Annotated in this window: 24 protein-coding genes and 1 pseudogene; 12 read left to right on the top strand and 13 right to left on the bottom strand. The window is 59.1% G+C overall.

Going from position 1 to position 24,574, the window contains the following annotated elements:
* The 4 genes from H7B90_RS31030 to H7B90_RS31045 all read left to right on the top strand — a co-directional run.
* A partial coding sequence (locus H7B90_RS31030; protein WP_185139788.1) for an AraC family transcriptional regulator occupies positions 1–593 on the top strand: 593 nt, incomplete at its 5' end.
* Positions 594–1,194: 601 nt separating this feature from the next.
* Positions 1,195–2,151, top strand: a complete 957-nt coding sequence (locus H7B90_RS31035) for an ABC transporter permease (protein ID WP_185139789.1) — start codon at positions 1,195–1,197, stop codon at positions 2,149–2,151.
* A gap of 13 nt (positions 2,152–2,164) precedes the next feature.
* On the top strand, positions 2,165–3,049 hold the full coding sequence (locus tag H7B90_RS31040; RefSeq protein WP_185139790.1) for a carbohydrate ABC transporter permease: 885 nt from the start codon (positions 2,165–2,167) through the stop codon (positions 3,047–3,049).
* A gap of 117 nt (positions 3,050–3,166) precedes the next feature.
* Positions 3,167–4,714, top strand: coding sequence for an ABC transporter substrate-binding protein (locus H7B90_RS31045; RefSeq protein ID WP_185139791.1), 1,548 nt, complete (start codon positions 3,167–3,169; stop codon positions 4,712–4,714).
* 60 nt (positions 4,715–4,774) lie between these two features.
* Here the strand turns inward: H7B90_RS31045 and htpG are convergent, their stop codons facing one another.
* The 6 genes and pseudogenes from htpG to H7B90_RS31070 form a co-directional block, all read right to left on the bottom strand.
* The gene (gene htpG, locus H7B90_RS31050) at positions 4,775–6,646 is read right to left on the bottom strand and encodes a molecular chaperone HtpG (protein ID WP_185139792.1); all 1,872 of its coding nucleotides are present in this window, start codon (positions 6,644–6,646) and stop codon (positions 4,775–4,777) included.
* Positions 6,647–6,751: 105 nt separating this feature from the next.
* On the bottom strand, positions 6,752–7,147 hold the full coding sequence (locus tag H7B90_RS31055) for a cupin domain-containing protein (RefSeq protein ID WP_185139793.1): 396 nt from the start codon (positions 7,145–7,147) through the stop codon (positions 6,752–6,754).
* A 5-nt stretch (positions 7,148–7,152) separates the two neighbouring features.
* On the bottom strand, positions 7,153–7,320 hold the full coding sequence (locus H7B90_RS33280; protein WP_311772848.1) for a carboxymuconolactone decarboxylase family protein: 168 nt from the start codon (positions 7,318–7,320) through the stop codon (positions 7,153–7,155).
* A gap of 340 nt (positions 7,321–7,660) precedes the next feature.
* Positions 7,661–7,927, bottom strand: a pseudogene (locus H7B90_RS33860) (carboxymuconolactone decarboxylase family protein); the annotation flags it as partial.
* A 250-nt stretch (positions 7,928–8,177) separates the two neighbouring features.
* The gene (locus tag H7B90_RS31065) at positions 8,178–9,227 is read right to left on the bottom strand and encodes an NAD(P)-dependent alcohol dehydrogenase (RefSeq protein ID WP_185139794.1); all 1,050 of its coding nucleotides are present in this window, start codon (positions 9,225–9,227) and stop codon (positions 8,178–8,180) included.
* 48 nt (positions 9,228–9,275) lie between these two features.
* Positions 9,276–9,512, bottom strand: a complete 237-nt coding sequence (locus H7B90_RS31070) for a hypothetical protein (protein ID WP_185139795.1) — start codon at positions 9,510–9,512, stop codon at positions 9,276–9,278.
* Between the two features lie 408 nt (positions 9,513–9,920).
* Between H7B90_RS31070 and H7B90_RS31075 the strand changes: the two genes are divergently transcribed.
* The gene (locus tag H7B90_RS31075; RefSeq protein WP_185139796.1) at positions 9,921–10,469 is read left to right on the top strand and encodes a TetR/AcrR family transcriptional regulator; all 549 of its coding nucleotides are present in this window, start codon (positions 9,921–9,923) and stop codon (positions 10,467–10,469) included.
* Between the two features lie 65 nt (positions 10,470–10,534).
* Here H7B90_RS31075 and H7B90_RS31080 read toward each other — a convergent pair whose 3' ends face one another.
* Entirely contained in the window at positions 10,535–11,359 is an 825-nt protein-coding gene (locus H7B90_RS31080; RefSeq protein WP_246578682.1) for an alpha/beta fold hydrolase, read from the bottom strand.
* A 109-nt stretch (positions 11,360–11,468) separates the two neighbouring features.
* On the opposite strand from H7B90_RS31080, the gene H7B90_RS31085 reads away from it, so the two are divergent.
* Positions 11,469–12,425, top strand: coding sequence for a helix-turn-helix transcriptional regulator (locus H7B90_RS31085; RefSeq protein ID WP_185139797.1), 957 nt, complete (start codon positions 11,469–11,471; stop codon positions 12,423–12,425).
* Between the two features lie 212 nt (positions 12,426–12,637).
* Here the strand turns inward: H7B90_RS31085 and H7B90_RS31090 are convergent, their stop codons facing one another.
* From H7B90_RS31090 to H7B90_RS31110, 5 genes are all read right to left on the bottom strand, one after another.
* Positions 12,638–13,057, bottom strand: a complete 420-nt coding sequence (locus H7B90_RS31090; RefSeq protein WP_376701774.1) for a VOC family protein — start codon at positions 13,055–13,057, stop codon at positions 12,638–12,640.
* Positions 13,058–13,369: 312 nt separating this feature from the next.
* Positions 13,370–13,819, bottom strand: a complete 450-nt coding sequence (locus H7B90_RS31095; RefSeq protein WP_185139799.1) for an SRPBCC family protein — start codon at positions 13,817–13,819, stop codon at positions 13,370–13,372.
* Positions 13,820–14,014: 195 nt separating this feature from the next.
* Positions 14,015–14,848 (bottom strand): carbohydrate ABC transporter permease, encoded by an 834-nt coding sequence (locus tag H7B90_RS31100; protein WP_185139800.1) that lies wholly within the window; start codon positions 14,846–14,848, stop codon positions 14,015–14,017.
* 2 nt (positions 14,849–14,850) lie between these two features.
* Complete coding sequence (locus H7B90_RS31105) at positions 14,851–15,723, bottom strand: carbohydrate ABC transporter permease (protein WP_185139801.1); 873 nt, start codon at positions 15,721–15,723, stop codon at positions 14,851–14,853.
* Between the two features lie 104 nt (positions 15,724–15,827).
* A complete protein-coding gene (locus tag H7B90_RS31110; RefSeq protein ID WP_311772849.1) occupies positions 15,828–17,216 on the bottom strand; it encodes an ABC transporter substrate-binding protein in 1,389 nt (462 codons plus the stop codon).
* Between the two features lie 475 nt (positions 17,217–17,691).
* Here H7B90_RS31110 and H7B90_RS31115 point away from each other — a divergent pair, with 475 nt between their 5' ends.
* Positions 17,692–19,113, top strand: coding sequence for a hypothetical protein (locus H7B90_RS31115; protein ID WP_185139802.1), 1,422 nt, complete (start codon positions 17,692–17,694; stop codon positions 19,111–19,113).
* Between the two features lie 36 nt (positions 19,114–19,149).
* Here H7B90_RS31115 and H7B90_RS31120 read toward each other — a convergent pair whose 3' ends face one another.
* A complete protein-coding gene (locus H7B90_RS31120; RefSeq protein WP_185139803.1) occupies positions 19,150–19,503 on the bottom strand; it encodes a winged helix-turn-helix transcriptional regulator in 354 nt (117 codons plus the stop codon).
* Positions 19,504–19,668: 165 nt separating this feature from the next.
* Between H7B90_RS31120 and H7B90_RS31125 the strand changes: the two genes are divergently transcribed.
* From H7B90_RS31125 to H7B90_RS31145, 5 genes are all read left to right on the top strand, one after another.
* Positions 19,669–20,346 carry an amino acid ABC transporter permease gene (locus tag H7B90_RS31125; RefSeq protein ID WP_185139804.1) on the top strand — a complete coding sequence of 226 codons (678 nt, stop codon included), beginning with the start codon at positions 19,669–19,671 and terminating at the stop codon, positions 20,344–20,346.
* Between the two features lie 21 nt (positions 20,347–20,367).
* Positions 20,368–21,150 (top strand): amino acid ABC transporter ATP-binding protein, encoded by a 783-nt coding sequence (locus H7B90_RS31130; RefSeq protein WP_185139810.1) that lies wholly within the window; start codon positions 20,368–20,370, stop codon positions 21,148–21,150.
* Positions 21,151–21,177: 27 nt separating this feature from the next.
* The gene (locus tag H7B90_RS31135; protein WP_185139805.1) at positions 21,178–21,972 is read left to right on the top strand and encodes a transporter substrate-binding domain-containing protein; all 795 of its coding nucleotides are present in this window, start codon (positions 21,178–21,180) and stop codon (positions 21,970–21,972) included.
* 112 nt (positions 21,973–22,084) lie between these two features.
* A complete protein-coding gene (locus tag H7B90_RS31140; RefSeq protein WP_185139806.1) occupies positions 22,085–23,656 on the top strand; it encodes an RNA polymerase sigma factor in 1,572 nt (523 codons plus the stop codon).
* A 69-nt stretch (positions 23,657–23,725) separates the two neighbouring features.
* On the top strand, positions 23,726–24,493 hold the full coding sequence (locus H7B90_RS31145) for a VOC family protein (protein ID WP_185139807.1): 768 nt from the start codon (positions 23,726–23,728) through the stop codon (positions 24,491–24,493).
* The last annotated feature ends 81 nt before the right edge of the window (positions 24,494–24,574 follow it).

Below are 24,574 nucleotides of genomic sequence, written 5' to 3' on the forward strand. Positions count from 1 at the left end.
CGGCCATGGCCGAGTTCAAGGCGGAGCCGGCTTCGGTCGCCTTGGCCCGGCTCGCTTCCGATCTGCGCCGAATCGCCGAGACCGGCTTGGCGGAAGCGTCGGCCCGGCAGACGGACTTCCTCGAGCATTATCAGCGCATCTGGCGGATCGAGAATTACGAGGAGCTGCGAGACTGGCTGGAGCGGCTCTGCTCCGACGCCTGCGAGAGGCTGAAGGAATTAAACGCGACGCACACGCGGCAAGCGGCGGGCGAAGCGATCGACTATATTCGCAAAAATTACGGCGACCCGACGCTCTCGCTCAACGGCTTGGCCGAGAGGCTGGCGCTGAGCCCGCCGTATCTGAGCAGGCTGATCACGGAGGCGACCGGCAGCAGCTTCCCGGACTTCGTCAATCTCGTCCGCCTGGATCACGCCCGCGTTCTTCTCGCGGAGGAGAAGGAGCTGGATATCCGCGAGATCGCGGAGAAGTCGGGCTACAACAGCAGCACCTATTTCACGACGCTGTTCAAAAAACGTTACGGCGTCACGCCGTCCAAATGGCGCTTGAACCATATTCTTCAGCGGGAGAGCGAAGCAGCCTCTCCCCGCTAGACACCGCCCGGAAGCCGCCTCCTCCGGGCGGTTTTTTCGTTTTTTTCTACGGATGACCCTTTCACTAACGGAACTGTCCTATTCGATTTTGATTTGGCCCCGTCTGCCCCGAGAAGGCGCTTTGGCTTGAATGTGTACGAAAAATCATACAAATCCTTCTCGAAAATGGCACCTTACTTGAATGTTGTATGAAAAACCATACAATTTTTTCCCCGATAAGGCACCTTGCTCGAATGGTGGATGAAAAATCATACAAAAGCTCATCTGCGTGGATGATTTCGATGATGCTATTCGAAAAATCACACAAGTTTTTCCGTCTGCCTGCCTACCTGCGGTGGACCTTCAGCGTCGGCGAAATAGGGCCCGTCGGGCCCCGGCCATTACCCTCGGAGCTTCTTCCCGATCCGGGAAGTTTTTTTAAGCGATTGCGCTTTTTTTAAGGCGGCTTGCGGCAGGGGAATTAAGCGTTTTCACTTCTTTGTGATAGCGCTTGCTTCCGGCCCTCGCTTATGCTGGGTTCACGGCCGAGCCGACGCCGGAGCCGCTCTGAAGAAGCCGCAACGGACGGCCGACGGCCGCAGATTCCGAAGGAGTGATTCGCATGACCGATGAAGCTATGCCTCTCGCGGCGGCCCCGGGCCGCAAGCGAAGGTTCGCCGCCCTGCGCAAGGACGGCTCGCTGTTCCTGCTCGCGCTGCCCGGCGTAATCGCGCTGGTGCTGTTCGCCTACCTGCCCATGAGCGGCCTCATCCTCGTATTCAAAAACTACAACTACAACGGGGGCATCTTCGGAAGTCCGTGGGCGGGCTTCGACAACTTCGACTTCTTCTTCTCCAGCATGGACAGCGCCATCCGCGCGACCCGCAACACGGTCATGCTGAACGTGCTGTACATGCTGACCGGAACGTTCTTCTCGGTGACGATCGCCATCGTGCTGAACGAGCTGAGAAGCAAGTGGTTCCTGAAGGCAGCGCAGAGCATTATGTTTTTCCCCTACTTCATCTCCTGGATCGTCATCGGCGCCATCCTGTTCTCGCTGCTCGACTTCGACAAGGGGCTGCTGAACAAGCTGCTTCTCGCGGTCGGTCTGACTCCGGTCGATTGGTACTCGCACCCGTGGCTGTTCGTCGTCATCCTCGTCGTCTCGCATATCTGGAAGAGCGCCGGCTACGGGGCGATCATCTATTACGCGGTGCTGCAGGGGATCGACAGCTCCTATTACGAAGCCGCCCGGATCGACGGCGCATCCCGGATGCAGCTGATCACGCGCATCACGCTGCCGATGCTGATTCCTTCCATTATTCTGCTCACGCTGCTCGGCATCGGAGGCATGCTCAAGGGCGACCTCAGCATGATCATGGGCGTGACGTTCCTCAATCCGCTGCTGCTGCCGACGACCGACATTATCGACGTCTACGTCTACCGCACCGCCATCCGCTCGGGCGAATTCGGCTTCGCGTCGGCGATCACGCTGTACCAATCCGTGTTCGGCTTCCTGCTCGTGCTGATCGCGAACAAGCTGGCCGGCTGGTACGACAAGGACAGCAAGCTATTTTAAGGAGACAACCGCCATGGCCATTCGAGAAAACAAAACGTTAATCGTTCTCTTCTACATCGGCATCTCGCTGTTCGCGCTCGTCTGCCTCGTTCCGTTCGCGCTGGCCGTCGCCGGCTCGCTGTCGACCGAATCGAAGCTGGCGGCGGAGGGCTACTCCTTCCTCCCGCGCGGCTTCACGTTCGACACGTACCGGTTCATGTTCGGGTCCAAGGCGGAGCAGATCGTCCACGGCTATCTGATCTCGGTCGTCGCGACGGCGCTCGGCACCGCCTGTTCGGTTCTGGTGACGACCGCCTACGCCTACGTCATTACCGCCAAGGGCTTCCGCTTCCGCAACCACTTCGCGTTCCTCGCCTACTTCACGATGCTGTTCAGCGGCGGCACCTTGCCCTGGTACATCCTCTGCACGAAGTATTACCATCTCGACGATACGCTCGCGGGACTGTTCCTCCCCTACCTGCTCAACGTGTTCCTGATGTACCTGCAGGCCAACTACTTCAAGAGCATCCCGCACGAGATCGTCGAATCCGCCCAGATGGACGGAGCCGGGCACATGCTCGTTTTCTTCCGGATCATGCTGCCTCTCGGACAGGTCGGGCTCGTCACCATCTCGCTGTTCTACGCGCTGCAGTTCTGGAACGACTTCTATCTGCCGCTCATGCTCGTCTCCGACGAGAAGCTGTTCACGATCCAATACATGATGTACTACATGATGTCCAACATCCAATATCTGGCTTCAGGCAACAGCGCCCAGATCAGCGGCGTCACCGTCGCGCCTCCGCTGGAGACGGCGAAGATGGCGATGACCTGCCTGACCGTGCTGCCGATCGCGATCCTGTACCCGTTCCTGCAGCGCTACTTCGTCCGGGGCATTATCGTCGGCTCCGTGAAGGGCTAGGCGGCAACTCGCGGTTGTCCATGGTATGATGGGACGAGGTTTCTTCCCTTATCGCGCAAGCGGTCCCATCCGACCATTGAACAATAAATAGATGAGAAAATTGGAGGGTTACGCGCAATGAACAAGACACGCGCAGGAATCAGCTTGGCGCTCGCCGCGATGACGCTTCTCTCGGCCTGCGGCAACGGCGGAGGCAACAACGACGGCGGCGAAGCGAAGGGTTCGGGCCCGGCGTCTTCCCCGGCCGCGTCGGGAGCCGCCGGCGAGAATGCCGGAGGCAAGCTGAAGCCGGAGAAGCTGAAGATCGTCCTGTACGGAGACGAGTCGAACCGGATGAAGGAGCTTGCCAAGACGGAATTCAACGACATCGTCAAGAAGGAGATCAACGCGGAGATCGAATTCCAATTCCTGCCCTGGACCGAATACGGCGGCGGCAAGACCGATCTGATGCTGTCCACGGGCGAGGACTTCGCGACGTACACCGATACGAACTATATGGTCAAGTCGGTCGCCAAGGGGCTGTACGCGGACTTGACGCCGTACATGGACGGCCCCGCCGCCGCCGATATGAAGAAGACCGTCGACGACAACTCGTTCAAGGCGTTCCAGTTGAACGGGAAGCAGTATGCGGTCCCCGTCGGCAACAAGCCGAATTCCGGCGAATTCTACAGCGCGCTCGTCCGCCAGGATCTGCTGGAGGAGGCCGGCATGCAGAGCGTCTCCTCGCTGGCGGAGCTGGAGCAATTCTACGATAAGGTCCATGCCGCCCATCCGGAGCTGATCGGCTTCGCGGGCACCGACGCCCGCCGCATGCTGATGTACGAATATACGGACAAGAACCTGTACTGGCAGAACGACTTCCTGGCCGTCGACGAGTCGGCGAAGGACGACAAGATCATCAGCTGGTTCGAGACGCCGGAGTTCAAGGCGTATGCCCAGATCATGAGGGACTGGTACAAGAAGGACATCATTCCGAAGTACGCGGCCACCAACACGCCGCAATTGACGAGCGACTGGAACTCGGGCAAGGCGATGTTCTGGTCGGGAACCGCCGCCCGTCCGTTCGAGGGCGCGGCCGCCATCTCCCAGGCGGTGCCGACCGCCAAGCTGGAGAACGACTTCCTGAGCCGCGACCTGCCCAAGATCAGCCGCGGCACGTACAGCACCGCCTGGTTCGTCTCGGCCAATTCGCCCGATCCGGAGCGCTACGTCCTGTTCTTCAACCTGCTGCAGAAGAACCAGGAGCTGTACGACCTGTTCGCCTACGGCATCAAAGACAAGGACTACACGCTCGACGAGAACGGCCGCCTCGCCCGCCTGACGACCGACTCGCTCGTCCCGGACTGGCTCCTGATGAACAAGAACTTCATGCGCTTCGACAAGACCGTGTCCGAAGACTTCATTCAGAAGTACAAGGCGTGGGACGACGACGCGATCATCTCCAAGACCGCGGGCTTCAACTTCGACAACGCGCCCGTCAAGAACGAAGAGACGAAGATCAACGGCGTCTTCAGCGAATTCCTCGTGCCGATCGCCAGCGGCTTCGTCGATTACGACGCCTACTTCCCGAAGGCGCTGGATAAGCTCAAGGCGGCCGGATTCGACAAGTACATGGCCGAGTATCAGAAGCAGTTCTCCGCCTGGTACGCGGCGAAGAACGGATAAACGAGAGAGGCCCAAGCGCCGGGACGATCCCGGGCTTGGGCCTCTTCTTGTTGATAGCCGTCAGACCATGATTTTGCAAATATCGTTCGTGAACTCGACCGGATCCTGAACCGGCAGCCCTTCGATCAAGAGAGCCTGGTTGTACAGCAGGTTCGTGTACAGGCTGAGCTTCTCCTTGTCGTTCGCATGGGCGGCCTTCAGCGATCGGAACACCTCGTGGTTCACGTTGATCTCGAGCACCTTGTCGGCCTGGACGTCCTGGGCGTCCGGCATGGACCGCAGGATTTTCTCCATCTCGATCGAGAGCTCGCCTTCCGCCGACAGGCAGACCGGGTGGGAGCGCAGGCGCGTAGACGCCTTGACCGCCTTGACCTTGCCGCCGAGCAGCTCCTTCATCGCCTCGAACAGGTCCTTGTTCTCCTCGGCTTCCGTCTTGGCGTTCTCGTCCGCTTCGATGCCGAGATCGCCGCTCGAGACCGACTTGAACTCCTTCTCCTTGTACTTCATGAGCATCTTGATCGCGAATTCGTCGATGTCGTCGGTGAAGTACAGAATCTCGTAGCCCTTGTCGGCGACCAGCTCGGTCTGCGGCAGCTTCTCGATGCGCTCGACCGAATCGCCCGTCGCGTAGTAGATGTACTTCTGGTCTTCCGGCATCCGCGAGACGTACTCGTCCAGCGTGACGAGCTTCTTCTCTTTGGAAGAGTAGAACAGCAGCAGGTCCTGCAGCGTCTCCTTGTTCATGCCGTAGTCGCTGTATACCCCGTACTTCAGCTGGCGGCCGAACGCCTTGAAGAACTTCTCGTACTTCTCGCGGTCGTCCTTCAGCAGGCTCTGCAGCTCGCTCTTGATCTTGCCCTTCAGGTGCTTCGCGATCTGGGTCAGCTGGCGGTCGTGCTGCAGCAGCTCGCGGGAGATGTTGAGCGACAGGTCCTCGGAGTCGACCATCCCCTTCACGAAGCTGAAGTAGTCGGGCAGCAGATCCCCGCACTTATTCATGATAAGGACGCCGTTGGAGTACAGCTCGAGCCCCTTCTCGTATTCCTTCGTGTAATAATCGAACGGAGTCGTCTCCGGAACGAACAGGATCGCCCTGTAGACGACGGAGCCGTCCGCGTTGATATGGATATGCTTCAGCGGCTTGTCGAAGCCGTAGCGCTTCTCGTTGTAGAAGTTCTCGTAATCTTCGTCCTTCAGCTCGCTCCGGTTCTTGCGCCAGATCGGAACCATGCTGTTGACGGTCTCTTCTTCCGTGTACGACTCGTACTCGTTCTCCGCGCCTTCCTTCTTGCGGGACTTCGTCACGTCCATCTTGATCGGATAGCGGATGAAGTCGGAGTACTTCTTCACGATCGCCTTCAGGCGGTATTCTTCGAGGTATTCGTCGTACGACTCTTCCTCGCCGTTCTCCTTGATCTTGAGGATGACGTCGGTGCCGACCGAATCCTTCTCGCACGGAACGATCGTATAGCCGTCCGCGCCTTCGGATTCCCACTTGTACGCCTGGTCGCTTCCGAGCGCCTTGCTGACGACGGTCACGACGTCCGCGACCATGAACGCCGAGTAGAAGCCGACGCCGAATTGGCCGATGATGTTGTGGCCGTCCTTCGCTTCGTTCTCCTTCTTGAACGCGAGCGACCCGCTCTTGGCGATGACGCCCAGATGGTTCTCGAGCTCTTCCGCCGTCATCCCGATGCCCGTATCGGAGATCGTCAGCGTGCGGCTCGCCTTGTCGGCCTTAATCTTAATGAAGTAATTGTCTTTGTCGAAAACGAGCGAGTCGTCGGTTAGCGCGCGATAGTAGATCTTGTCGATGGCGTCGCTGGCGTTGGAGATCAGTTCCCTCAGGAAAATCTCCTTCTGCGTGTAGATGGAGTTGATCATCATCTCCAGCAGTCGTTTGGATTCCGCTTTGAATTCCTTCTTGGCCATGGAACGAAGCTCCTTTCCGATGTGCTTAGCACTCACTTGACAAGAGTGCTAATCCCCTTCTCTATATATCACATCCGGAAATTCGGTGTCAATCGTTGGTTGCTTTTATAGTTTGTTATACTCGTCATCCGAGACGGGCTCTAACCAATCCGTCTGCCCCGGCGTCAGAGCCAAGTGTACGAACCAGCTGTCGCGGGTCGCGCCGTGCCAATGCTTCACGTTGGCCGGGATATTGACCACGTCGCCCGTCTTCAGCGGCCGGGCCGACTTGCCTTCCTCTTGGTACCATCCCTCTCCGCCGGTAACTAGCAGCACTTGTCCGGCCCGATGAGAGTGCCAGTGATTGCGGGCTCCCGGAGCGAAGGTGACATTTCCGATGGCGGTATTAAGCGGCGTCGGATCGGTAAACACCATTTGCAAGTACGCGTCGCCGACAAAATATTGTTCCGCTTTTTGACCCAACGGGAAGATCGTGCTTTGGCTTAAATGCTCGTTCTTCATCTGTATTAACCCTCCTTCATGATAGTCGGTTTCTCCGGGATCACTTCATTGATGCAGGCCAAGGCGTTCAGCGTTCTCGGAAAGCCCATATAGGGGAGGCAGTGGGTGATGGCGGCGATCAAGGTGTCCTTGTCGTTGCCTACGTTGCGGTTCCCCTGCACATGGGCCTTCACCTGGCCTTCCGCCGCCGAGCGCGCTCAGGATGCACAGGGTCAGCAGCTCCCGCGTTTTTAAATCCAGTCCGCCGCGCGTATAGAAGTCGCCGAAGCAGTGGGCGGACAGATAGTCCTGGATGTGCTTCTGGTTTGCCGGAGCGCTGTCGCGCATCTTGGCAATTACATCGCCGAAGATCTCGGTTTGCGCGGCGAGCCCCTTGTCGAACCGGGTTTCTTCCGTGACCTGCTTTTGATTTTCGAGCGGCAGGGCGATCGTTCTCGCTGCGAAAACCTCGTTGACCTCGGCGACGGCATTAAGCGTTTTGGGGAATCCAAGGTACGGCGCGCACTGGTAAACGGCCTCTTTGATTTCTACCGGCGTTAGCCCAACGTTCAGCGCGGCATGAACATGCGCCTTCAGTTGAGGCAGCGTTTGGTTCGCGGCAAGCACGACCAGGGTGATCAGCTCGCGCTGTTTATCGTCCAGTTCGCCTTGATGGAACACTTCCCCGAAGATGAAGCGGCTCAGGATGTCCTGCAAATCCGGATCGGTCGCATAGGCTGCCGGCACTGCATCGCCGAATAATCGTTTATACGTCGCTTGACTTTTATCCATTCGACTCATAAGGAAGCCTCCTGCTTGTTCTGCGGCTGAACGCCGAGTGAAATGAACATTAATCGTATAATCAACCTGTGTCTATCATTCTTAAGCAGATAGAACTGGCTTGCAATCATCAGTTCCTCGCAATGTGTGGAATACTTCAACACCCCTACCATAATTGCCGATTATTTGGGGTGCCGCACTTCCGGGAACAAGGAGAAAAACCGAAGTTCCTAATGGAACTCGGTTTTTGGGGCGGCTGCTGCTCGATTTATTATGGTTGCTCCATCGTGCCGATGTCGATGACGAATCGATACCGGACATCCGAGGCTAATACGCGTTCCCAGGCTTCGTCGATTCGATTGGCGGAGATGACTTCGATCTCGGGAGCGATGCGGTGTTCCGCGCAAAAGTCGAGCATCTCCTGCGTCTCGCGAATCCCGCCGATCATCGATCCGGCGAACGACCGGCGATGGCCGATCAGCGAGAATACGTTCACTTCCAGAGGCTCCGCCGGCGCGCCGACGTTCACTAGCGTACCTCCCAGCCCAAGCAGCGACAGGTAGGCATTGATATCGATCTTCGCGCTTACGGTATTGACGATAAGATCGAACGAACCCGCCAGCTTCTTGAACGTCTCCGGATCGCTTGTGGCATAATAACGGTCGGCGCCGAGACGCAATCCGTCTTCCTTCTTGCTTAGCGTCTGCGATAAAACCGTAACCTCCGCCCCCATCGCATGAGCGAGCTTCACGGCCATGTGCCCGAGCCCGCCGAATCCGACAACGGCCACCTTCTTGCCGGGCGCGGCCCCCCAATGACGCAACGGGGAGTACGTCGTGATGCCGGCGCACAGGAGCGGCGCGGCGACGTCCAGCTCGATTCCGTCCGGAATCCGAACCACGAAGTCTTCGGTTACGACGATGCGGGTGGAATATCCGCCTTGCGTATATTGCCCGTAACGGTCAATAGCCGCATAGGTACCCGTATTCCCTTTGAGGCAATATTGCTCCTCTCCCTTCCGGCAGTTCTCGCATTCGCGACAGGAATCCACCATGCAGCCTACCCCGACCCGGTCGCCGACGGCATACTTGGTCACTTCCGAACCGACCTCGGCGACAATCCCCGCGATCTCGTGCCCTGGAACGAGAGGATATTGAACCGGCCCCCATTCTCCGCGAGCGGTATGAATATCGGAGTGGCAAATGCCGGCGTACTTAATCTCGATTAAGACATCATGCGGCTGGAGATCCCTGCGTTCAATTGAAGTAAGCTTGAACGGACCTTCCGGACCGAAGGTAGCCCGTGCTTGAACGGTAATCATGATTTGTTCTCCTCCAATCGTTCGTGCGGCAAAGCCCGGTTGTCAGGCTTAGTCTTGCTCGGCATGCGCTTGAATGTGCATCTGCAGCTGCTGTTCGTTGCTCTCGCAAGTCTGCTGCGCATGGTTATGCGCGATTGCTGCCGGCGTCGCCGCGGCAACGCCCGATTGTTCCCGCGCGTACCGGATCAGCTCGTTGCACTGTTGAATGACCCGACTCCAGTCGCTATCGGAGCAAGCATGCTGGATCTCCTGGTACTGTTGCCGCCAGCTAGGTTCCGTCGTCATGGATGTCCCTCCTATGGTTAGGGCTGCCTGTATCAACCACAGAATAGGCTAGACCATGCCGGCATCCTTTATGCGCATCCTGCCGGTTATTTAGGTTGGGCTCTGAGAGGGCAGCCCCGATCACCCCCATCTCGGTATTTAAAATACCGAAAACGCCTATGGTCAATATGAAAATCAAGAAACCATTCGGTCTAGCCAATCAAACAACTCTTCTTCAATCAAGTTGCCTCACCTTTCCCCCTCTCTTTGACACTTAACGCATAATACACACTAGTTTCTTATGAAACACATATGTATTATCTTAATAGGAAGTTTCGTAATCAATGCCCAAATGGCTTGCATTCGTGAACTAGTACACACCCGGACGATAAGTGTGTATTTATTTTTAGAGAAAGCGGTGTTATCCCCATGTCCAAAGTAGATCGGCGAATCCTCAAATCGCAAGAAGCGATCAAGAGAGCGATTCTCGAATTAATGACGGAGAAAAACTTCGATCAAATCACGATCCAAGACATCTCGGACCGAGCGAACGTCAGCCGGAAAACGATTTACCTACATTACGCGGATAAATTCGACCTGTTGGACAAGCTCATCGAAGAATCGATCGATAAGCTCCGAGAAGTCGGAGAGGCCGCATGCGAGCTGGATTGGAAGCCGGCCACTCAAGTTTGCTTCGAATACTTGGAGAGCCATTACCCGTTCTTCTCGACGATGCTGGCCAATAAAGGCGCGCCGTACTTCCGAAGCCGCTTCCTGAAGTACCAAATCGAAGCGTTCCAGAACGAGCTCCGCAAAACGCACGATCGAAAAAACGCGGTCAACGAAGAGATCACCGTTCAATTTGTCGCCTCGGCTTACGTTGGGGTTGTGGAATGGTGGTTGACGAACGGAATGCCCCATCCGCCTCGCGTCATGGCCGATCAAGTCGGAACTTTGTTCGAAGCCCTCTATGAGTGAAAAAAAGAACGGCCGCCAAACGACGGCCGTACGCGTGAATCGCAATCCAATTCGGAAGAGACCCGTCAGAGACGGCAGGCTTCAAGCGCTTCTTCCATGAAAATCCGTAAAATCCGCCTCAGCCCCTCCGGGTCGCCAAGCATCGGCAGGTGGCCGGTATCCAGCGTCTCGACGCGGCTTGGACGCAGGTTCGCGATCATGCGCTCTTGCCGGGCGGGACTCATCTCCTTGTCCTGGGTCAGCTTCACGTACAGCTTGGGCACGCCGTCGCCCGGCGCGGACGCGGTGACGCGGTCCGTGTAGACGCGGACCGCCTCCGGGACGAAGCCGCGGACCGCTTCGTCCGCGAGCTCGGGCGCCAGGCCGCTGCACAGCCCGGCGCGGATGGCCGCCTCCGGCGGCTTCGTCCCGGCCGCGCGCAGCAGCGCGGGCAAGAGCCACCGCTGCGGAAGCGGCAGCGTCGACGCGAACGAGCCGCCCGGCTTCGGGATCGAAGCGCCGACCGCGACGATGCCCGCGACCCGCTCCGGCAGGGCGGCCGCCAGCTCCAGCGCCGGCAGCCCTCCCAGCGAGTGGGCGACGATCACGAAGCGTTCGACCTCCCACTTTTCCGCCTGCCGCCGGATATAATCCGTATAGTCCCGAAGCGTCAGGCTCCGCGCCGCCGTGCCCGAGTCCGAAGCTTCGTCCCGAAGCGGATAATCCGCCAGCAAGACCGGATGGCCGAATCCTTCTATCGTCTTCTCCCAGATCCGACTCCGCATGCCCGCCCCGTAGATGAACAACGCTCCGAGCTTCTCTCCGCCCTGTCCGTGCGACGACCGATCCGGCTTGCGTCGTTCCCCCGTCTCGCTAGTCGTCAAGTTTGCCATCTGTGCCATCTGTGCCATATGTGCGTCCTCCCCGTATTTCTCGTCTAGAAAAAGAGTAACACGCAAACCGGTCAAATTCTGTCTTATTTATATGATAGAATAAAAGAAAAAAACGGGAGGCCGCGTCGTGCAAAAATCGCAGAGGCTTATCCAGCTCCTCATGAGAATCAACGCCATGCAGTCGTTCACCGCTCGCGAGCTGGCCGACGAATTCGGCTTGTCCGTCCGCACGATCACGCGGGATCTGCAGGAGCTGAGCGAGATCGGCGTTCCCGTCTACTCCGTGCAAGGACGGGGCGGCGGCTACCGGCTCCTGCGGGACCGGGTCCTCCCGCCCATCGCCTTCACGGAGAACGAAGCGCTCGCCCTGTTCGTCGCCTGCCGGTCGCTCGAGCGGCTGGAGGCGCTCCCGTTCGGCGAGACCGCGGGAACGGCGCTCCGGAAGTTCTACCATTATATGCCGAAGGACGTGCGGCAGCGGATCGACCGGCTCGAGAACCGGGTCGCGGTCTGGAGCCCCCGGCGGCCGGCTTCTTCCGAATGCTTGCGTACGCTGCTGCAAGCCGTTCTGTCCCGCTGCGCGGCGACGATCGAATACCGCTCCCTCGGCGGGACGCGCGAGAGGGACATCCAGCCGATCGGCCTGTACGCGAGCGACGGCTACTGGTACTGCCCCGCCTATTGCCTGAATAACGGGCAATACCGGCTGTACCGCGCGGACCGGATCGTCTCCGTCCGCCTGAACGAGTCGGTCCCGTGCCGGGAGGAAGTCTGGCGGCTGGACTTGGAGAACCCTCCCGATTCCTCCGGGGAGGAACAGGCGACGTTCAAGGTCGAGCTGACTCCGAACGGGGTGCGGGAGCTGGAATCGGACGAGAGGTTCGGCCCCGCCATCGAGCGCCGCGAAGACGGAAGCGGCACGGCGTCCGTCCGCGTTCCGGCCGCGAACCTGATCTTCTACGCGGATTGGATGTGGCGGCTCGGCGAGGACGCCCGGATCGCGGAGCCGCCGGAAGCGATCGACTATATCCGCGGCAAGCTGGAGTCGATGAAGAGGCGATATGGCTGGTCCGAGGGGATTTAGAAGGGGCGCAGACGCGAAGGCCCTGGCGTCGAACGATGGTCACCGCCCGCCTGCATTCAGATTCTGCACTGTCCGAACTGAGCAGGGATGTGGACCTGAACGCGGACAACCAAGACGGTACGCGAATGGGACATTCGCAGTAAAAAAACGGCCCTGTCCGCCGTAAGCGGTCAGAGCCGTTGCTGTCTTGCCGATCCGGATTCGGAGTCCGTTTAATGACTCCCCTCCGCGTAAATCTGGAAGGTAACGCCGAACTTGTCCATTACGCTCCCGTAAGCGGGGCTGAAGAACGTCTCCTGGAGCTCCATATTCACGCGGCCTCCCTCCCGAAGCGCCTCATAGTATTGCCGCGCCTTCTCCGGGTCGTTCAGCGAGAGGCAGATCGTCACTTGGTTGCCCGTCTGGTGGGGTTGTCCCGGGAACGTATCGGAGAGCATCAGCTCGGATTCTCCGATCTGGATCACCGCGTGCGAGACCAGGTCCTTCGCGTCCGGAGGAAGGGGGAACTCCGGGTTCTCGGGCATCTCGCCGAAGGAGAGCTGGTTCAGCACTTGGCCGCCCAGCGCCGACTCGTAGAAGCGGATCGCTTCCCTGCCATTGCCGTTCATGACGAGGTAAGGGATTAATCTCATGCGGTTCGTCATCTCCTCTTGCTTGGATTCGAATCCCCCTTCATTGTTGCCGTTAATTGCCTTTCGATACCCGACAGCCCTGGACCCGCCGGATAAATAAGTTACTCCCTTGAACGACTCTTCGGCGATTGGCCGATATGCGCGGAACCCGGTTACTCTCGGGCAACTTCTTAGCGGATGGGCGGAATGTGCGCAACAGAAAAAGCAGCCTCGATGGAAGATATCGGAGCTGCTTGACGAATCGTTCGATAGATGGCTGGAGTCATCCATACCGTAACCGGATAGAATCTACGCGACTGGACGGACGCTGCCTCACCCTTCTCCTGTCGTCCGTTCCGCGATAACGGCCAGCGCCTCTTCCCAGCGCTCCTTCATCCGCTCTCTCGCTGCCGCGTCGCTCAGCTTCTCTTGATGGAAGCTGATCGTCGTCTTGTCCGGCCGGCTCGACAGAAGCCGAATCTGAAGCGTGGACGGCTTCTCCCATCCCTTCGGCTGCCAGGTGAGCCGCAGCTGTTCCTTCGGCTTGACGACCCGGAATTCGCCCGCGATGCCTTCAACCGAGCGATAGACGGCCCCTGCCTGCAATTGCAAATCCGTTACGTCCCCAAGCCAGAGACGCCGCCCCTCCGGCGAGAGCAAGAAGTCCCACGCCCGGTCCCTGTCGATCGGCAGCGTCCGGCGAACTCCGATCTGATATCCGGCATCCGCCGTCAGCCCGACGACTCTGCCGGAACCGTTCCTTGCCGCTTCCCTAGCGCTCATCTCGCACCTCGTGAGACAGAATTTGAGAGACAACCACGAACCAATCCTCGCCCTAACGCAGAACAAACATTCGCATTTTCATCTTATCCGACCAACCAAGTCCTGTCAAACCTTTCAATCTTCTATCGGAATAGACGAGCCCCGAGAACGCCAAAAGCGCGGGACCTCTCCCGCGCCTTCCGGCCGCATGCCGATTTACTTCACCGCGCCTTGCATGAAGCCGTTGTAAATCCACTTCTGCAGGGCCACGAACACGACGGCGGTCGGGATAATGATGAGCATGACGGCCGCGCAGATCGTCTCCCAATGCGAACCGAACGGCCCCTTGAACGCGAACAGCGACGTCGAGATCGTCCGCAGGGACGGGTCCGGCATGTACAGGAACGGAATGTAGAAGTCGTTGTAGATCCCGATGCCCTTGATGATCATCATCGTGATGATGGCCGGGGCGAGCAGCGGGAAGATGATTTTGGCGAAGATCGTAAAGTACGAAGCGCCGTCCAGCATGGCCGACTCGTCGAGCTGGGTCGAGATGTTGTCCATGAACTGGATAAAGATGTAGATGCCGATTATGTCCGTGCCCATGTACAGCAGAATGGCGGAGCCCATCGTGTTGAACAGCTCGAGCGCGTTGATGATCTTGAACGTGATGACCTGCGTCGTCACGCCCGGAATCAAGGCCGCGAACAGGAACAGCGACATGATGATGCCGCGTCCCTTGAACGCGAACCGCTGCAGCACGTAGGCGATCATCGTGCCGACGAGCATGTTCCCGACGAGCGCCGTAACCATGATGATAAGGGTATTCTTGAAGCCGGTCAGCATATGCCCTTTGACGAACGCCGTCCGGTAATTGTCGAAGTTGAACCAGTCGCTGGGCGGGGCGAGCGCGCTGGAATTGAGATACTCCTTCGACGTCTTGAACGAAGCGAAGACGACGACGACGAGGGGAGCGAGCGCGCAGAAGACGCCGACGATCAAGGTCAGATATTTGAATGTAGTCGCCGAAGCGTATTTGAGTCTGTACATTCTTACTTCTCCTCCTTGATGACGAGCTTCTGGATGGCGGTCACGAGAATGACGATCAGGAAGAGCACGACGGCCATCGCCGAACCCAAGCCGTACTTGCTGTAAGAGAACGTCGTCTTGACCGTCGTGATGACGAACGTGTTGCTGCCGTTGGAGCCGCCCGTCATGATGTACGGAATCTCGAACGGAGCGACGGACCCGCTGATGGACAGAATGAGGGTAATGGCGACGATCCGGCGAATGCTCGGCAAAATAATGTATTTGAACTGGTGCCAGCGGTTGGCCCCATCGATTTCCGCAGCTTCATACAGATCGGACGGTACGGAAGAGATCGCTCCGAGAAGAAGAATGAAGTTGAAGCCCAGGTAGCGCCAGATGGACGCTCCGACCAGGGATACGTTGATAATATCCGGATTGAGCAGCCATTTCGGGGGATTCGTAATGCCGAAGAAGCCGAGAATCGTATCGAGCGTTCCTTCCGGCCGGAAGAAGAACAGGAAGATCAGGCCGACGGCGACGCTGTTGATCATGCTAGGGAAGAACAAGACGCCCTTGAAGAAGTTCCGGCCCCGGACCGCGAAGCTCAGAATCGTCGCGAAGTAGAGGGCGATAGCGAGCTGCACGAAGCTGCCGGCGAAGTAATAAATACTGTTGATGAAGCCCTCGTAATACTTCTTGTCCGTGAAGATCGTCCTGAAGTTGTCGAAGCCGACCCAGTTATAGTCCGGGGACAGTCCGTTCCAGTCCGTGAACGCGTAACGGAACATTCCCAGGACGGGCACATAGCCGAACGTAATCAGCAAGAGGATCGGAATTAAGGAAAAGGACACGATGATGACGACGCGCTGCGCCCTGTAACTCAGATTGGCTAACATTTCCGTACCTCCATCTCTATCCACCCGATATGGATGTTGCAAAGACTTAAGGGAAAGGCACGGATGCACTTTCCCCTAAGAGTAAGCCGCCTTATGACCAACCGTTACTTCTTATATTTCTCGGGAATGAGCGTCTCCCAAGAAGCGTTCCATCTCTTGTCGAGATCGTTCATGATATCGTCGTAGGATTCCTTGCTGTTGCCGATCGCCGCTTCGATAATGCGCTTCTTGAAGTCCGGGTTGTGGATGCCGACTTCGGAATCGTTGTCGATCGCGACGTTGATGCCGTTCAGGTCGTCCGGGCCCGGAGTGGACACTTCCATCGTGACGCCCAGGTCCTGGAAGCCCTTGAGCAGCTCCGGCACGACCAGCGGCAGCTTCGCGCTGAATCCGCCTTGATACTTGTCGGCGTAGTTGGATTCGTCGACGACCCAATGGATGAAGGCGTTAGCCGCTTCCTTGTTCTTGCTGTGCACGTTGATCGCCCAGTTGTAGTCCGCCGAGAGCGGAGCGGACAGCTTCGCCGCGTTCGTCGGGAACGGCATGTAGCCGATGTCGTCCGGGTGGTCGCCGGCGCCCTGCATCTGCGCGATCGCCCAGGAGCCGAGAACCATCGTGCCGATCTCGCCGCGGTTGATCATGCCCTTGGAGGATTCCCAGTCGGTCGTCGTCGGATCTTCCTCGATCAGGCCTTCCTTGGCGACGTCGTACATGATTTTGAAAATATCGTAATAGGGCTTGCCCTTCTGCCACGGATGCGGATCTTCCAGGAATCCGATGTTCGGATAGTTCGGGTCGCCCGAAGCCGGCTGCAGGTAGTCCGCCCATTGGCTCAAGGTCCAGTCGTCCTTGTAGTTCGTGTACAGCGGAATCGCGTCGGTGTTGTCCTTGATCTTGCGCATCGCCTCGATGAATTCGGCCGGCGTCTTCGGAACGGTCGCGATGCCGGCGTCCGCGAATACCTTCTTGTTATAGACGATGCCGAGCGTGTTGATGGCCATCGGAATGCCGTAGTACTTGCCTTCGTAGCGGTGGGCGTCGATCTGCGAGTACTTGTCTTTGTCGGCCTCGTAGTCGCCCAGCGGCTCGAAGAAGTTCGGGTAGTCCTTCGGCTCGACGTTGTTCGGGATGAGCAGAACGTCGCCGTAATCTTCCGTGTTCATGCGGACCTTGATGTTGTTCTCGTAATCTTGGACCGCTTCCCACTTCACCTTGATATTCGGGTACGCCTTGTTGAACTCCGCCGTGAACTCGCCTTGCAGCGTGTCGACGATGTCCGTGCGCTGGGTCAATACGGTGATGCTGCCGCTGATGTCCTTGCCGCCGGCGTTATCGCCGCCGGCCGACGCCGAAGACGACGCCGAAGCGGACGGAGAGCTGCTATTTGTTGGGCTCTCGTTAGCGGTATTGTTATCTTTGTTGCCGCCGCATCCGGCTAACAGGCCGGTTGCAAGCACAAGTGCCATGGACGTGCCGACTACGGATTTCTTCACTTGCGGTTCCCCCTCAACTTAGGTTTTTCGGTTAAGTTACGGCTTTAGTATAGGGTGTCACCGCTTTCAAGTCAATCGTTTCCATGCATTTTGTTTTTAAAATCAGAATAATTTTATACTAAAATAGAACTTTAATTTGTTAGGTTTCTGACCTCAAAGAAGGTTCGAATGGTCGACCTTTAGTCGCTTCAAGAAATAACATCAATTGAAGTTAGGCTAATATTCCTCTAGTTCGGCAAGCCCAATCTCGCCGACCTCGCCGACATGGCGGAATCCCATGGTTCCGCTCCGACGCCGCCCGACTATTTTTTGCATAATCTCCCCTTTTTCCTAGCTCGACGAGCTCCTAGCCACGGTTTCATATCCGACACTTACTTACCGGAATGATCCTTCCATACGACAAAGTGCGTACTATTCAAATCGGATTAGGGCTGATATTCTTGGCAAAAAAAGATCGAGAGGTGGGCAAGTCCTTATGGCGGAATATCGATTCATCGCGAGGGACGGAAGCATCGCATGGGGCACGGCGCTTGAAGCCGGCTCCCGGAACGCCGAACCTCCCGCCCCGGCCGCTCTCCATCGTTCTTCGGACGACGGGAGCTGGGATTGGGAGCTTCAAGACGGCATCTACCTCGCGAAGGACATCGTGCGGGAGCTGGGGCTGCTGCTGGAGGCGATTCGCGTACAACTGGGCGAGGCGGCAAACCCGGAAGCGCTGCATGCCAATATCGAAGCGAGCCTGGCCGTGTCCGGAAGAGAGACGACTCTGCCGCTCGGCTCGCTCGTTCTCCAGGACAAGGCCAGAACCGAGTTGGCCGAGCAAGCGCGCCGGATCGGGGCGGCCTTGTCCGGGTGGGCCCGGGAATACGATACGGGGCGGGCGCTGGAGCGGCATGGCGAAGAGCTCCTCCGCCATCTGGCGTTCAGAAGCCGCTGCGACCATCATCTCTGGACGCACGAGGTAACGGGAATGCTCACCGGACCGTCCGGCGGACCGACGGTCATGCAGCTGTTCAACGAGTATCTGCATCAGATCGTTCTGCTGAGGGACGCCCTTCTGCCGTTCGACAATTGGGAGGAGGTTCCGATCGAGCTCAAGGGCGGGCAAACGAGAGGACTGCGGTATACGGAACGGGCCCATGCGGAATTCCTCTCCGGCCTGCTCGCGAAGCCGCCGGCGCACCGGGACATCGTCCGGTACGCGCAGAGCGTGTTGACTCCCGGATGGTCGGCGGAGGGATACGGATTCCAGTATCGCCTGGGAACGATTCTGCCGGCCGGTCTCGCCGCCGCGCCAATGGACGGGCCGAGATATCTTCTGAGGTGGTACCCGGTGTCGACCGTGGCGGCGGAGAATGGCGCGAGCGCGCACTCTGTCGCCTTCGATTACGCCTACGCGGATTACTATTCCGCTCCGCGAAGCCTTGTCGACGAAGGGGCAAGCTCCTCCGATCCTTCGGAGCCGGGCTTGGAGCTTCCCGGCGCCGCGGAAGCGCGGCTCGTCCCCGTAGAGGCCGGCCCTGCCCGCTTCCAGCTGGATTACCGTCTCCGGATCGGCGCCGGCGAGTATGCCGTCGATCTGGGCCAAATTTTAAGAGGACACCGGTTCATGTACCGCCCGAATCCAGGTACGCGGGACGGCAGCGGGAACGGCGGGGCGGAACCTGCGCCCGTTCGCGCGCACGATCCCCGGAAGGTGCTTCGGTTACCCGGGCTGGCGACGGGCGAGAAGGACATTCACCTCATCCGTGCCGGAGGCAACGCTCTCGTGCAATGGGCCCTCCTCGGCAAGCTCTATCCGGAGAACGTCGTCCTTCTCGACCGGGACGATCCGGACGAACGGGAAGCGGCCGCCCGGGCGGGCAAAGGGTTCGGCGCGAAGTTCTGGGTCCATTGATTCCCATGGAGAACGCCGGGTTTTCAAGTTCAAGCCCTAGCCCTCCGCTCCCGACTCCTCGAGACGGCGGCGGGCGACGTAATCCGCTCCGTATTCGCAGAGCATCCTCAACAGGGGGAATAACCGATCGCCCAGATCGGAGAGGGAGTATTCCACCTTGGGCGGAGACACCGCGTACGCCTTGCGGACGATCAACCCGTCGTTCTCCAGGTCCCTTAATTGCATCGTCAGCATCTTCTGCGTCGCGCCGGGAATCTGCCGCTGAAGCTCGTTGAACCGCAGCGTATTCCCGTGGAGCAAGCTAAGGATAAGAATCTTCCACTTGCCGCTGACGAGACCTAGCGCGATCTCGGAAGCGCAATGGTACTCGGCGTTGCGGAACTCGATCATCGGGGCGTTCCCACTCCTTATACCAAGTAATATCAGTTAATTAATTGGAATTCTATCAAAACAGCGGCCGGGCTACAAGCCTAAGCTTGCAACTCGCAGCTCGCAGCTCGCAGTCGCCGATTGCACCGCAATTAAAGCGCGCGATTGACTCCTAAGGTGGTTAACATGTCACAAGACCGGATCGAACGCATCCTGGAGATTATCTCCGACTCGCTTCTCCCGCTTCTGAAGGGGACGGTTCTATATACGGTTCCGATCTCCCTCCTGTCCTTCGCCTTCGGGCTGATCTTCGCCCTGTTCGTCGCGCTGGCGAGCCTGTCGGCGAAGTCCTATCTGCGCATGCCCGCCCGCGCATACGTGTGGATCATTCGCTGCACGCCGGTTCTCGTCCAGCTGTTCCTTATTTTCTACGGACTCCCGGGCTTCGGCATCCTGCTGTCTCCGTTCCTCAGCGTCGTGATCAGCTTGACCGTCTCCGAAGCGGCCTACAGCTCGGAGATCATCCGGGCTTCCATCCAATCCATTCCGGCGGGCCAATGGAAGGCCGGCTATTCCCTCGGAATATCGCGAAGCCAGAACTTCGTCCGGGTGATCCTCCCGCAGGCGGTCCGGATCTGCATCCCGTCGTTCGGCAATCAATTCATCACGCTGTTCAAAACGTCGTCCCTCGCCGCTCTCGTCACGATTCCCGACCTGTTCGGGGCGGCCAAGCTCATCGCGGCGTCCACCTTCGAGCCGATGCTGCTCTATTTGCTCGCGGGAATCTACTATCTGGCCCTCTGCTCCCTGCTCACGATAGGACAAGGCCGACTGGAGAAGAGGCTCGGCCGTTATCGAACCTAAGAGAGGAGACCTGGAGCGATGCTGCTGTCGATCGAGAGACTAAGCAAGCGATATGGCGATATGGAGGTGTTAAAAGAAATTCATCTGACCGTCGGGCAAGGAACGACGACGATCGTGATCGGACCGTCCGGTTCCGGCAAATCGACGCTGCTAAGCTGTATCAACCTGCTCGAGCTGCCCACGGAAGGAGCCATCCGGATCGGAGACCGGCGGCTCGACTTCTCGGAAGGCTCGAAGCCCGGACAGAGAGCGATCCTGTCGTTCCGGCAGCAGACGGGTACGGTCTTCCAGGGCAACTATCTTTTCCCGCACATGACCGCTCTGGAGAACGTCGCTCTCGGCTTGATCGCCGTCAAGCGATGGAACAAAGCCGATGCGCGAGCCAAAGCCGCGGCCCTGCTCGATAAAGTCGGACTCGGCGCTTGCCGGGACCGTTATCCGCATCAGCTGTCGGGCGGGCAGCAGCAGCGGGTCGGCATCGCCCGAGCGATGTCGATGGAGCCGAAGATTCTGCTCTTCGACGAACCGACGTCCGCTCTCGACCCCGAGCTGGTCGGGGAGGTTCTGGAGGTCATGAAGCAGCTGACCCGGGAGGGAATCACTCTCGTCGTCGTGACGCACGAGATGGAATTCGCGAGCCGGGTGGCGGACCAGGTGGTCTTCATGGAGCAGGGAGCGATTCTGGACAGCGGTTCTCCCGCGGATATATTCGGCCGCCCGCGGCATGACCGGATCCGGCATTTTCTGAACCGGCTCTCCCCCGGAGCTATGCATCATGCCGCCGCAAGCGGCGTTACCCTTTAATTAAACGAATCTGGAGGATCTAACGACATGAAGAAGACAGGCAAGGTTCTTATCCTGGCTGGGATGCTGGCGGGGATGCTGGCGATGGCCGCTTGCGGACGGGATGACGGCGGCTCGTCCGATTCGCTCGAGAAGCTGAAGAAGAAAGGGGAGATCGTCGTCGCGACGACCGGAACGTATCCTCCGTATTCGTTCCACGATGCCGACGGGTTGACGGGATTCGATATCGACATCTCGAACGAGGTCGCGAAGCGGCTGGGCATCCGGGCCCAATTCGCGGAGGTGGAGTTCGCGGGCATGTTCTCCGGCCTTGACGGAGGCCGATTCGACACCATCCCCCAGCTGTCGGTCACGGAAGAGCGCAAGAAGAAATACGATTTCTCCGATCCCTACCAATTCTCCAATCTGACGCTGATCGTGCTGGAAGAGAACCAAGATATCAAGAGCTTCGAGGACCTGAAGGGGAAGAAGACGAACGGGACCGCGGAGTCGGTGCAAGGGGCGCTCGCGCTGAAGTACGGAGCCACCCTCGTGCCCGAGAACGGCGATTCCGTCGAGCTGCTGAAGACCAAGCGGGTGGATGCCCTCATCTATAACAATTTATATTTTCTGGACTTGCAGAAGAATCGGCCCGATCTGAAAATCAAAGTCGCGGACCGGTCCGACGAGATCGAGACGGCGGCGTTCCTGTTCCCGAAGGGCCAAGACGAGACGGTGCATGCCTTCAACGAAGCGCTGCGGGACATGCACGAGGACGGCACCTACGCGAAGATCTCCGTCAAGTGGTTCGGCAAGGACATCTCCGAAGGCGTTCGTCCGTAGCGGCATCCGCGGACGCGCCCGGGAAGACGCAAGGGACTCGCTTCCTTGCGTCTTTCGCTTCCTGAATATCCCTGCTATAGTGAGGCTATATTCAGCGGCGGGGGAGAACGGGATGGACAAGCGAATGAACGCGGCAGACCGGGAGACGGTCGAACGCTTCCGCGGCGGGGATCGGGAGGCGTTCGGCGAGCTCGTCCGGAAGCATCGGGCGCAAGCCGTCGATTGGGCGTACGCCATCGTACGGGACCCCTTCCGGGCCGAAGACGTCGCGCAGGACGCCTTGATCGCTTCCTTCCTGCGGTCGGAATCGCTGGAGCAGCCGGATCGCTTCGCCTCCTGGCTGCGGCGGATCGTCCGCAACAAGGCGTACGACGCTCTTCGCGCCGAGAAGCGCCGCCCGATGGCTCCGTATTCGGAGGAGACGGAGGCCGAAGACGCGTGTACCCCGGAGCGGATCGCGCTGGACCGCGAACGGAGGGATTCCGTCTCCGCGACGCTCCAGGCGCTGCCGGACCGGAACCGGAGAATCGTGGAGGCCCACTATCTCCAGGAGCGAACCCCGGAGGAGATCGCGCAAGCGTTCGGCCTCGCGGTCTCCAACGTGTACAACATTTTGTCCCGGTCCAAAATGAAGCTCCAAGAGGAGCGGTTCAAGCGCGAGACCGCCCTCGACAAGAAGAGGCGGCTTGCCTTGGGCCTGACGTCGCGCCGGATGCTGCCGGTCCCGGAATTCCGGTCGGCGTACGCGTCGCTCGGCCACGTCCTTCATGACGCTCTCGCCGCCGGGTGCACGGACGGTTCCGCTTCTCTCAGCGACACGATGGGCTATACCGGCCAAGCGTTCCGGATCCAGACGACCGCCGATTGCGGCTTGAGCGGCAGCTTGATTTACGATTGGGGATACGTTCTGGAGAGAATCGCCGAGACGTACGGAACCCGCGCGAGGTGGATCGGACGGCCCGGGCAGGTGCCGACTCCCGAGACGCTCGTTCGAGCGCTGGACTCGATCCGCGAAGCGATCGGCCGCGGAATTCCCGTCGTCGCCTGGAACCTGTCCCGGGCCGAGTTCTCGATGCTCTACGGCTTCGACGACGAGTCGGAGCGATTCGCCTGCCGCGCGGCCGGGGGAACCGCTCCGGAGGTGCCTTACGCGAGGCTGGGCCGCGACTTGGACCACCCGGAGCTGTTCGTCGGCTGGCTCGAGAACGCGGAAGCCTCCTCCTTCGGCCCTCCGTCGCTCGTTCGCGCGCTCGATGCGATCCTCCGCCACGCTCACGGCCAAGAGCCCCGCGTTCCGGGTTATGTCGCGGGGCTGGCCGCTTACGACGCGTGGATCGAAGCCTTCGCGGAGGACCGCGAGCAGCCCGTCGGACACGCCTACCAGGTCGCGCTTCTGGCCGAAGCGAGGCAGCATGCGGTCGCATTCTTGAGCGGCCGGGCGGAGCATCCGGCCGTGGCCGGGGACCCGGCCGTCGCCCGGTTGTGGCGGGAAGCCGCCGATTATTATCGGGAGGTTCATCTCGTCCTGACGAGGTTGTACCCTTCTTTTCCGTATGGCATGCCCGGCGTTCGTCTCGACATCCGCGAGCCGTCCATGCGGGGGATCCGCGAGGCTCGGGAAGCCGAGAAGGCCGGGATCGACCGGCTGGAACGCATTTATTCGAGATGGGTCGGGCGCGGGTGATAGATTCGGGCGGCCTCGAGCGTCATTATCCTGTCAACCAAATAACGTATTCGCGGGAGGATGCCATTGATGACAGCTTCGACGGGACAAGGCTCGGGAATCCGGGCGGTAGGCGGCTCGATCTTGCACGCGAAGGAATTGGCGGCGATGACCGCCTGGTACGGAGAGCTCTTCGGAATGCCGATTCGGGAGATCGGCCCGGACCAGCCGTTCTACGCGTTCGACATGGAAGGCGGCGTCGATCTGATGCTGGACGACCACCGGTTCGCGGAGGATCAAGGGAAGCATCCGATCTGCATGTTCAAGACGGCGGACATCGGGCGGACCCGCGAGTGGGTCGTCCGAAGCGGCATCCCGATCGTGCTGGATATGCAGAGGCCGCACGACGGGCTTGCGTACTTTAACGTTCTCGATTCGGAGGGCAACGCCCTCATGATCGTGCAGTCGGATTGGGTGAACCCCGATCCGGCGAGACCGATGCGCGGCGACCACCCGATCCGCAATCGCGTCCAATCGATCGTCGTGCCCGTAACCGACCTGAAGCGAGCGACGGAATGGTACGCGCGCCTGCTCGGCCAAGCCATCAAGCCGGAGCGCCAGGACGGGGGGCCGATCTACTGGTTCGACCTGGAAGGCGGAGCGGGTCTTCTGCTGGACGATAACCGCCAACACCTCGGTTGGGAGAAGTTCCCCACCTTCATGCTGAACGCCCGGGACATCCGGGAAGCCTACCGGTTCGCGACGGATCGGGGCGTTCGGACTCTGACGGAGATCGAGTTCGATCACCACTTCTTCGCGGCCGATCCCGAGGGGAACTCTTTTATTGTTTGTTTGTAAAAGCGCAAAGAGCCGTAACCTCCATTTTGGCGGTTACAGCGAAGGTTCAAAGCCACGGCCCTTCTGTAACCTCCATTTTGG

This window comes from Cohnella xylanilytica (assembly GCF_014212175.1).
Lineage (GTDB): Bacteria > Bacillota > Bacilli > Paenibacillales > Paenibacillaceae > Cohnella > Cohnella xylanilytica.

Coding starts and splice junctions, on each gene's coding strand:
- H7B90_RS31090 (WP_376701774.1), bottom strand. CDS start 13,057: ATGAGATTAATCCCTTACCTCGTCATGAACGGCAATGGCAGGGAAGCG.
- H7B90_RS31095 (WP_185139799.1), bottom strand. CDS start 13,819: ATGAGCGCTAGGGAAGCGGCAAGGAACGGTTCCGGCAGAGTCGTCGGG.
- H7B90_RS31145 (WP_185139807.1), top strand. CDS start 23,726: ATGACAGCTTCGACGGGACAAGGCTCGGGAATCCGGGCGGTAGGCGGC.
- H7B90_RS31105 (WP_185139801.1), bottom strand. CDS start 15,723: ATGTTAGCCAATCTGAGTTACAGGGCGCAGCGCGTCGTCATCATCGTG.
- H7B90_RS31115 (WP_185139802.1), top strand. CDS start 17,692: ATGGCGGAATATCGATTCATCGCGAGGGACGGAAGCATCGCATGGGGC.
- H7B90_RS31135 (WP_185139805.1), top strand. CDS start 21,178: ATGAAGAAGACAGGCAAGGTTCTTATCCTGGCTGGGATGCTGGCGGGG.
- H7B90_RS31140 (WP_185139806.1), top strand. CDS start 22,085: ATGGACAAGCGAATGAACGCGGCAGACCGGGAGACGGTCGAACGCTTC.
- htpG (WP_185139792.1), bottom strand. CDS start 6,646: ATGGCCAAGAAGGAATTCAAAGCGGAATCCAAACGACTGCTGGAGATG.
- H7B90_RS31065 (WP_185139794.1), bottom strand. CDS start 9,227: ATGATTACCGTTCAAGCACGGGCTACCTTCGGTCCGGAAGGTCCGTTC.
- H7B90_RS31120 (WP_185139803.1), bottom strand. CDS start 19,503: ATGATCGAGTTCCGCAACGCCGAGTACCATTGCGCTTCCGAGATCGCG.
- H7B90_RS31035 (WP_185139789.1), top strand. CDS start 1,195: ATGACCGATGAAGCTATGCCTCTCGCGGCGGCCCCGGGCCGCAAGCGA.
- H7B90_RS31055 (WP_185139793.1), bottom strand. CDS start 7,147: ATGAAGAACGAGCATTTAAGCCAAAGCACGATCTTCCCGTTGGGTCAA.
- H7B90_RS31070 (WP_185139795.1), bottom strand. CDS start 9,512: ATGACGACGGAACCTAGCTGGCGGCAACAGTACCAGGAGATCCAGCAT.
- H7B90_RS31075 (WP_185139796.1), top strand. CDS start 9,921: ATGTCCAAAGTAGATCGGCGAATCCTCAAATCGCAAGAAGCGATCAAG.
- H7B90_RS31125 (WP_185139804.1), top strand. CDS start 19,669: ATGTCACAAGACCGGATCGAACGCATCCTGGAGATTATCTCCGACTCG.
- H7B90_RS31080 (WP_246578682.1), bottom strand. CDS start 11,359: ATGGCACAGATGGCACAGATGGCAAACTTGACGACTAGCGAGACGGGG.
- H7B90_RS31040 (WP_185139790.1), top strand. CDS start 2,165: ATGGCCATTCGAGAAAACAAAACGTTAATCGTTCTCTTCTACATCGGC.
- H7B90_RS31100 (WP_185139800.1), bottom strand. CDS start 14,848: ATGTACAGACTCAAATACGCTTCGGCGACTACATTCAAATATCTGACC.
- H7B90_RS31045 (WP_185139791.1), top strand. CDS start 3,167: ATGAACAAGACACGCGCAGGAATCAGCTTGGCGCTCGCCGCGATGACG.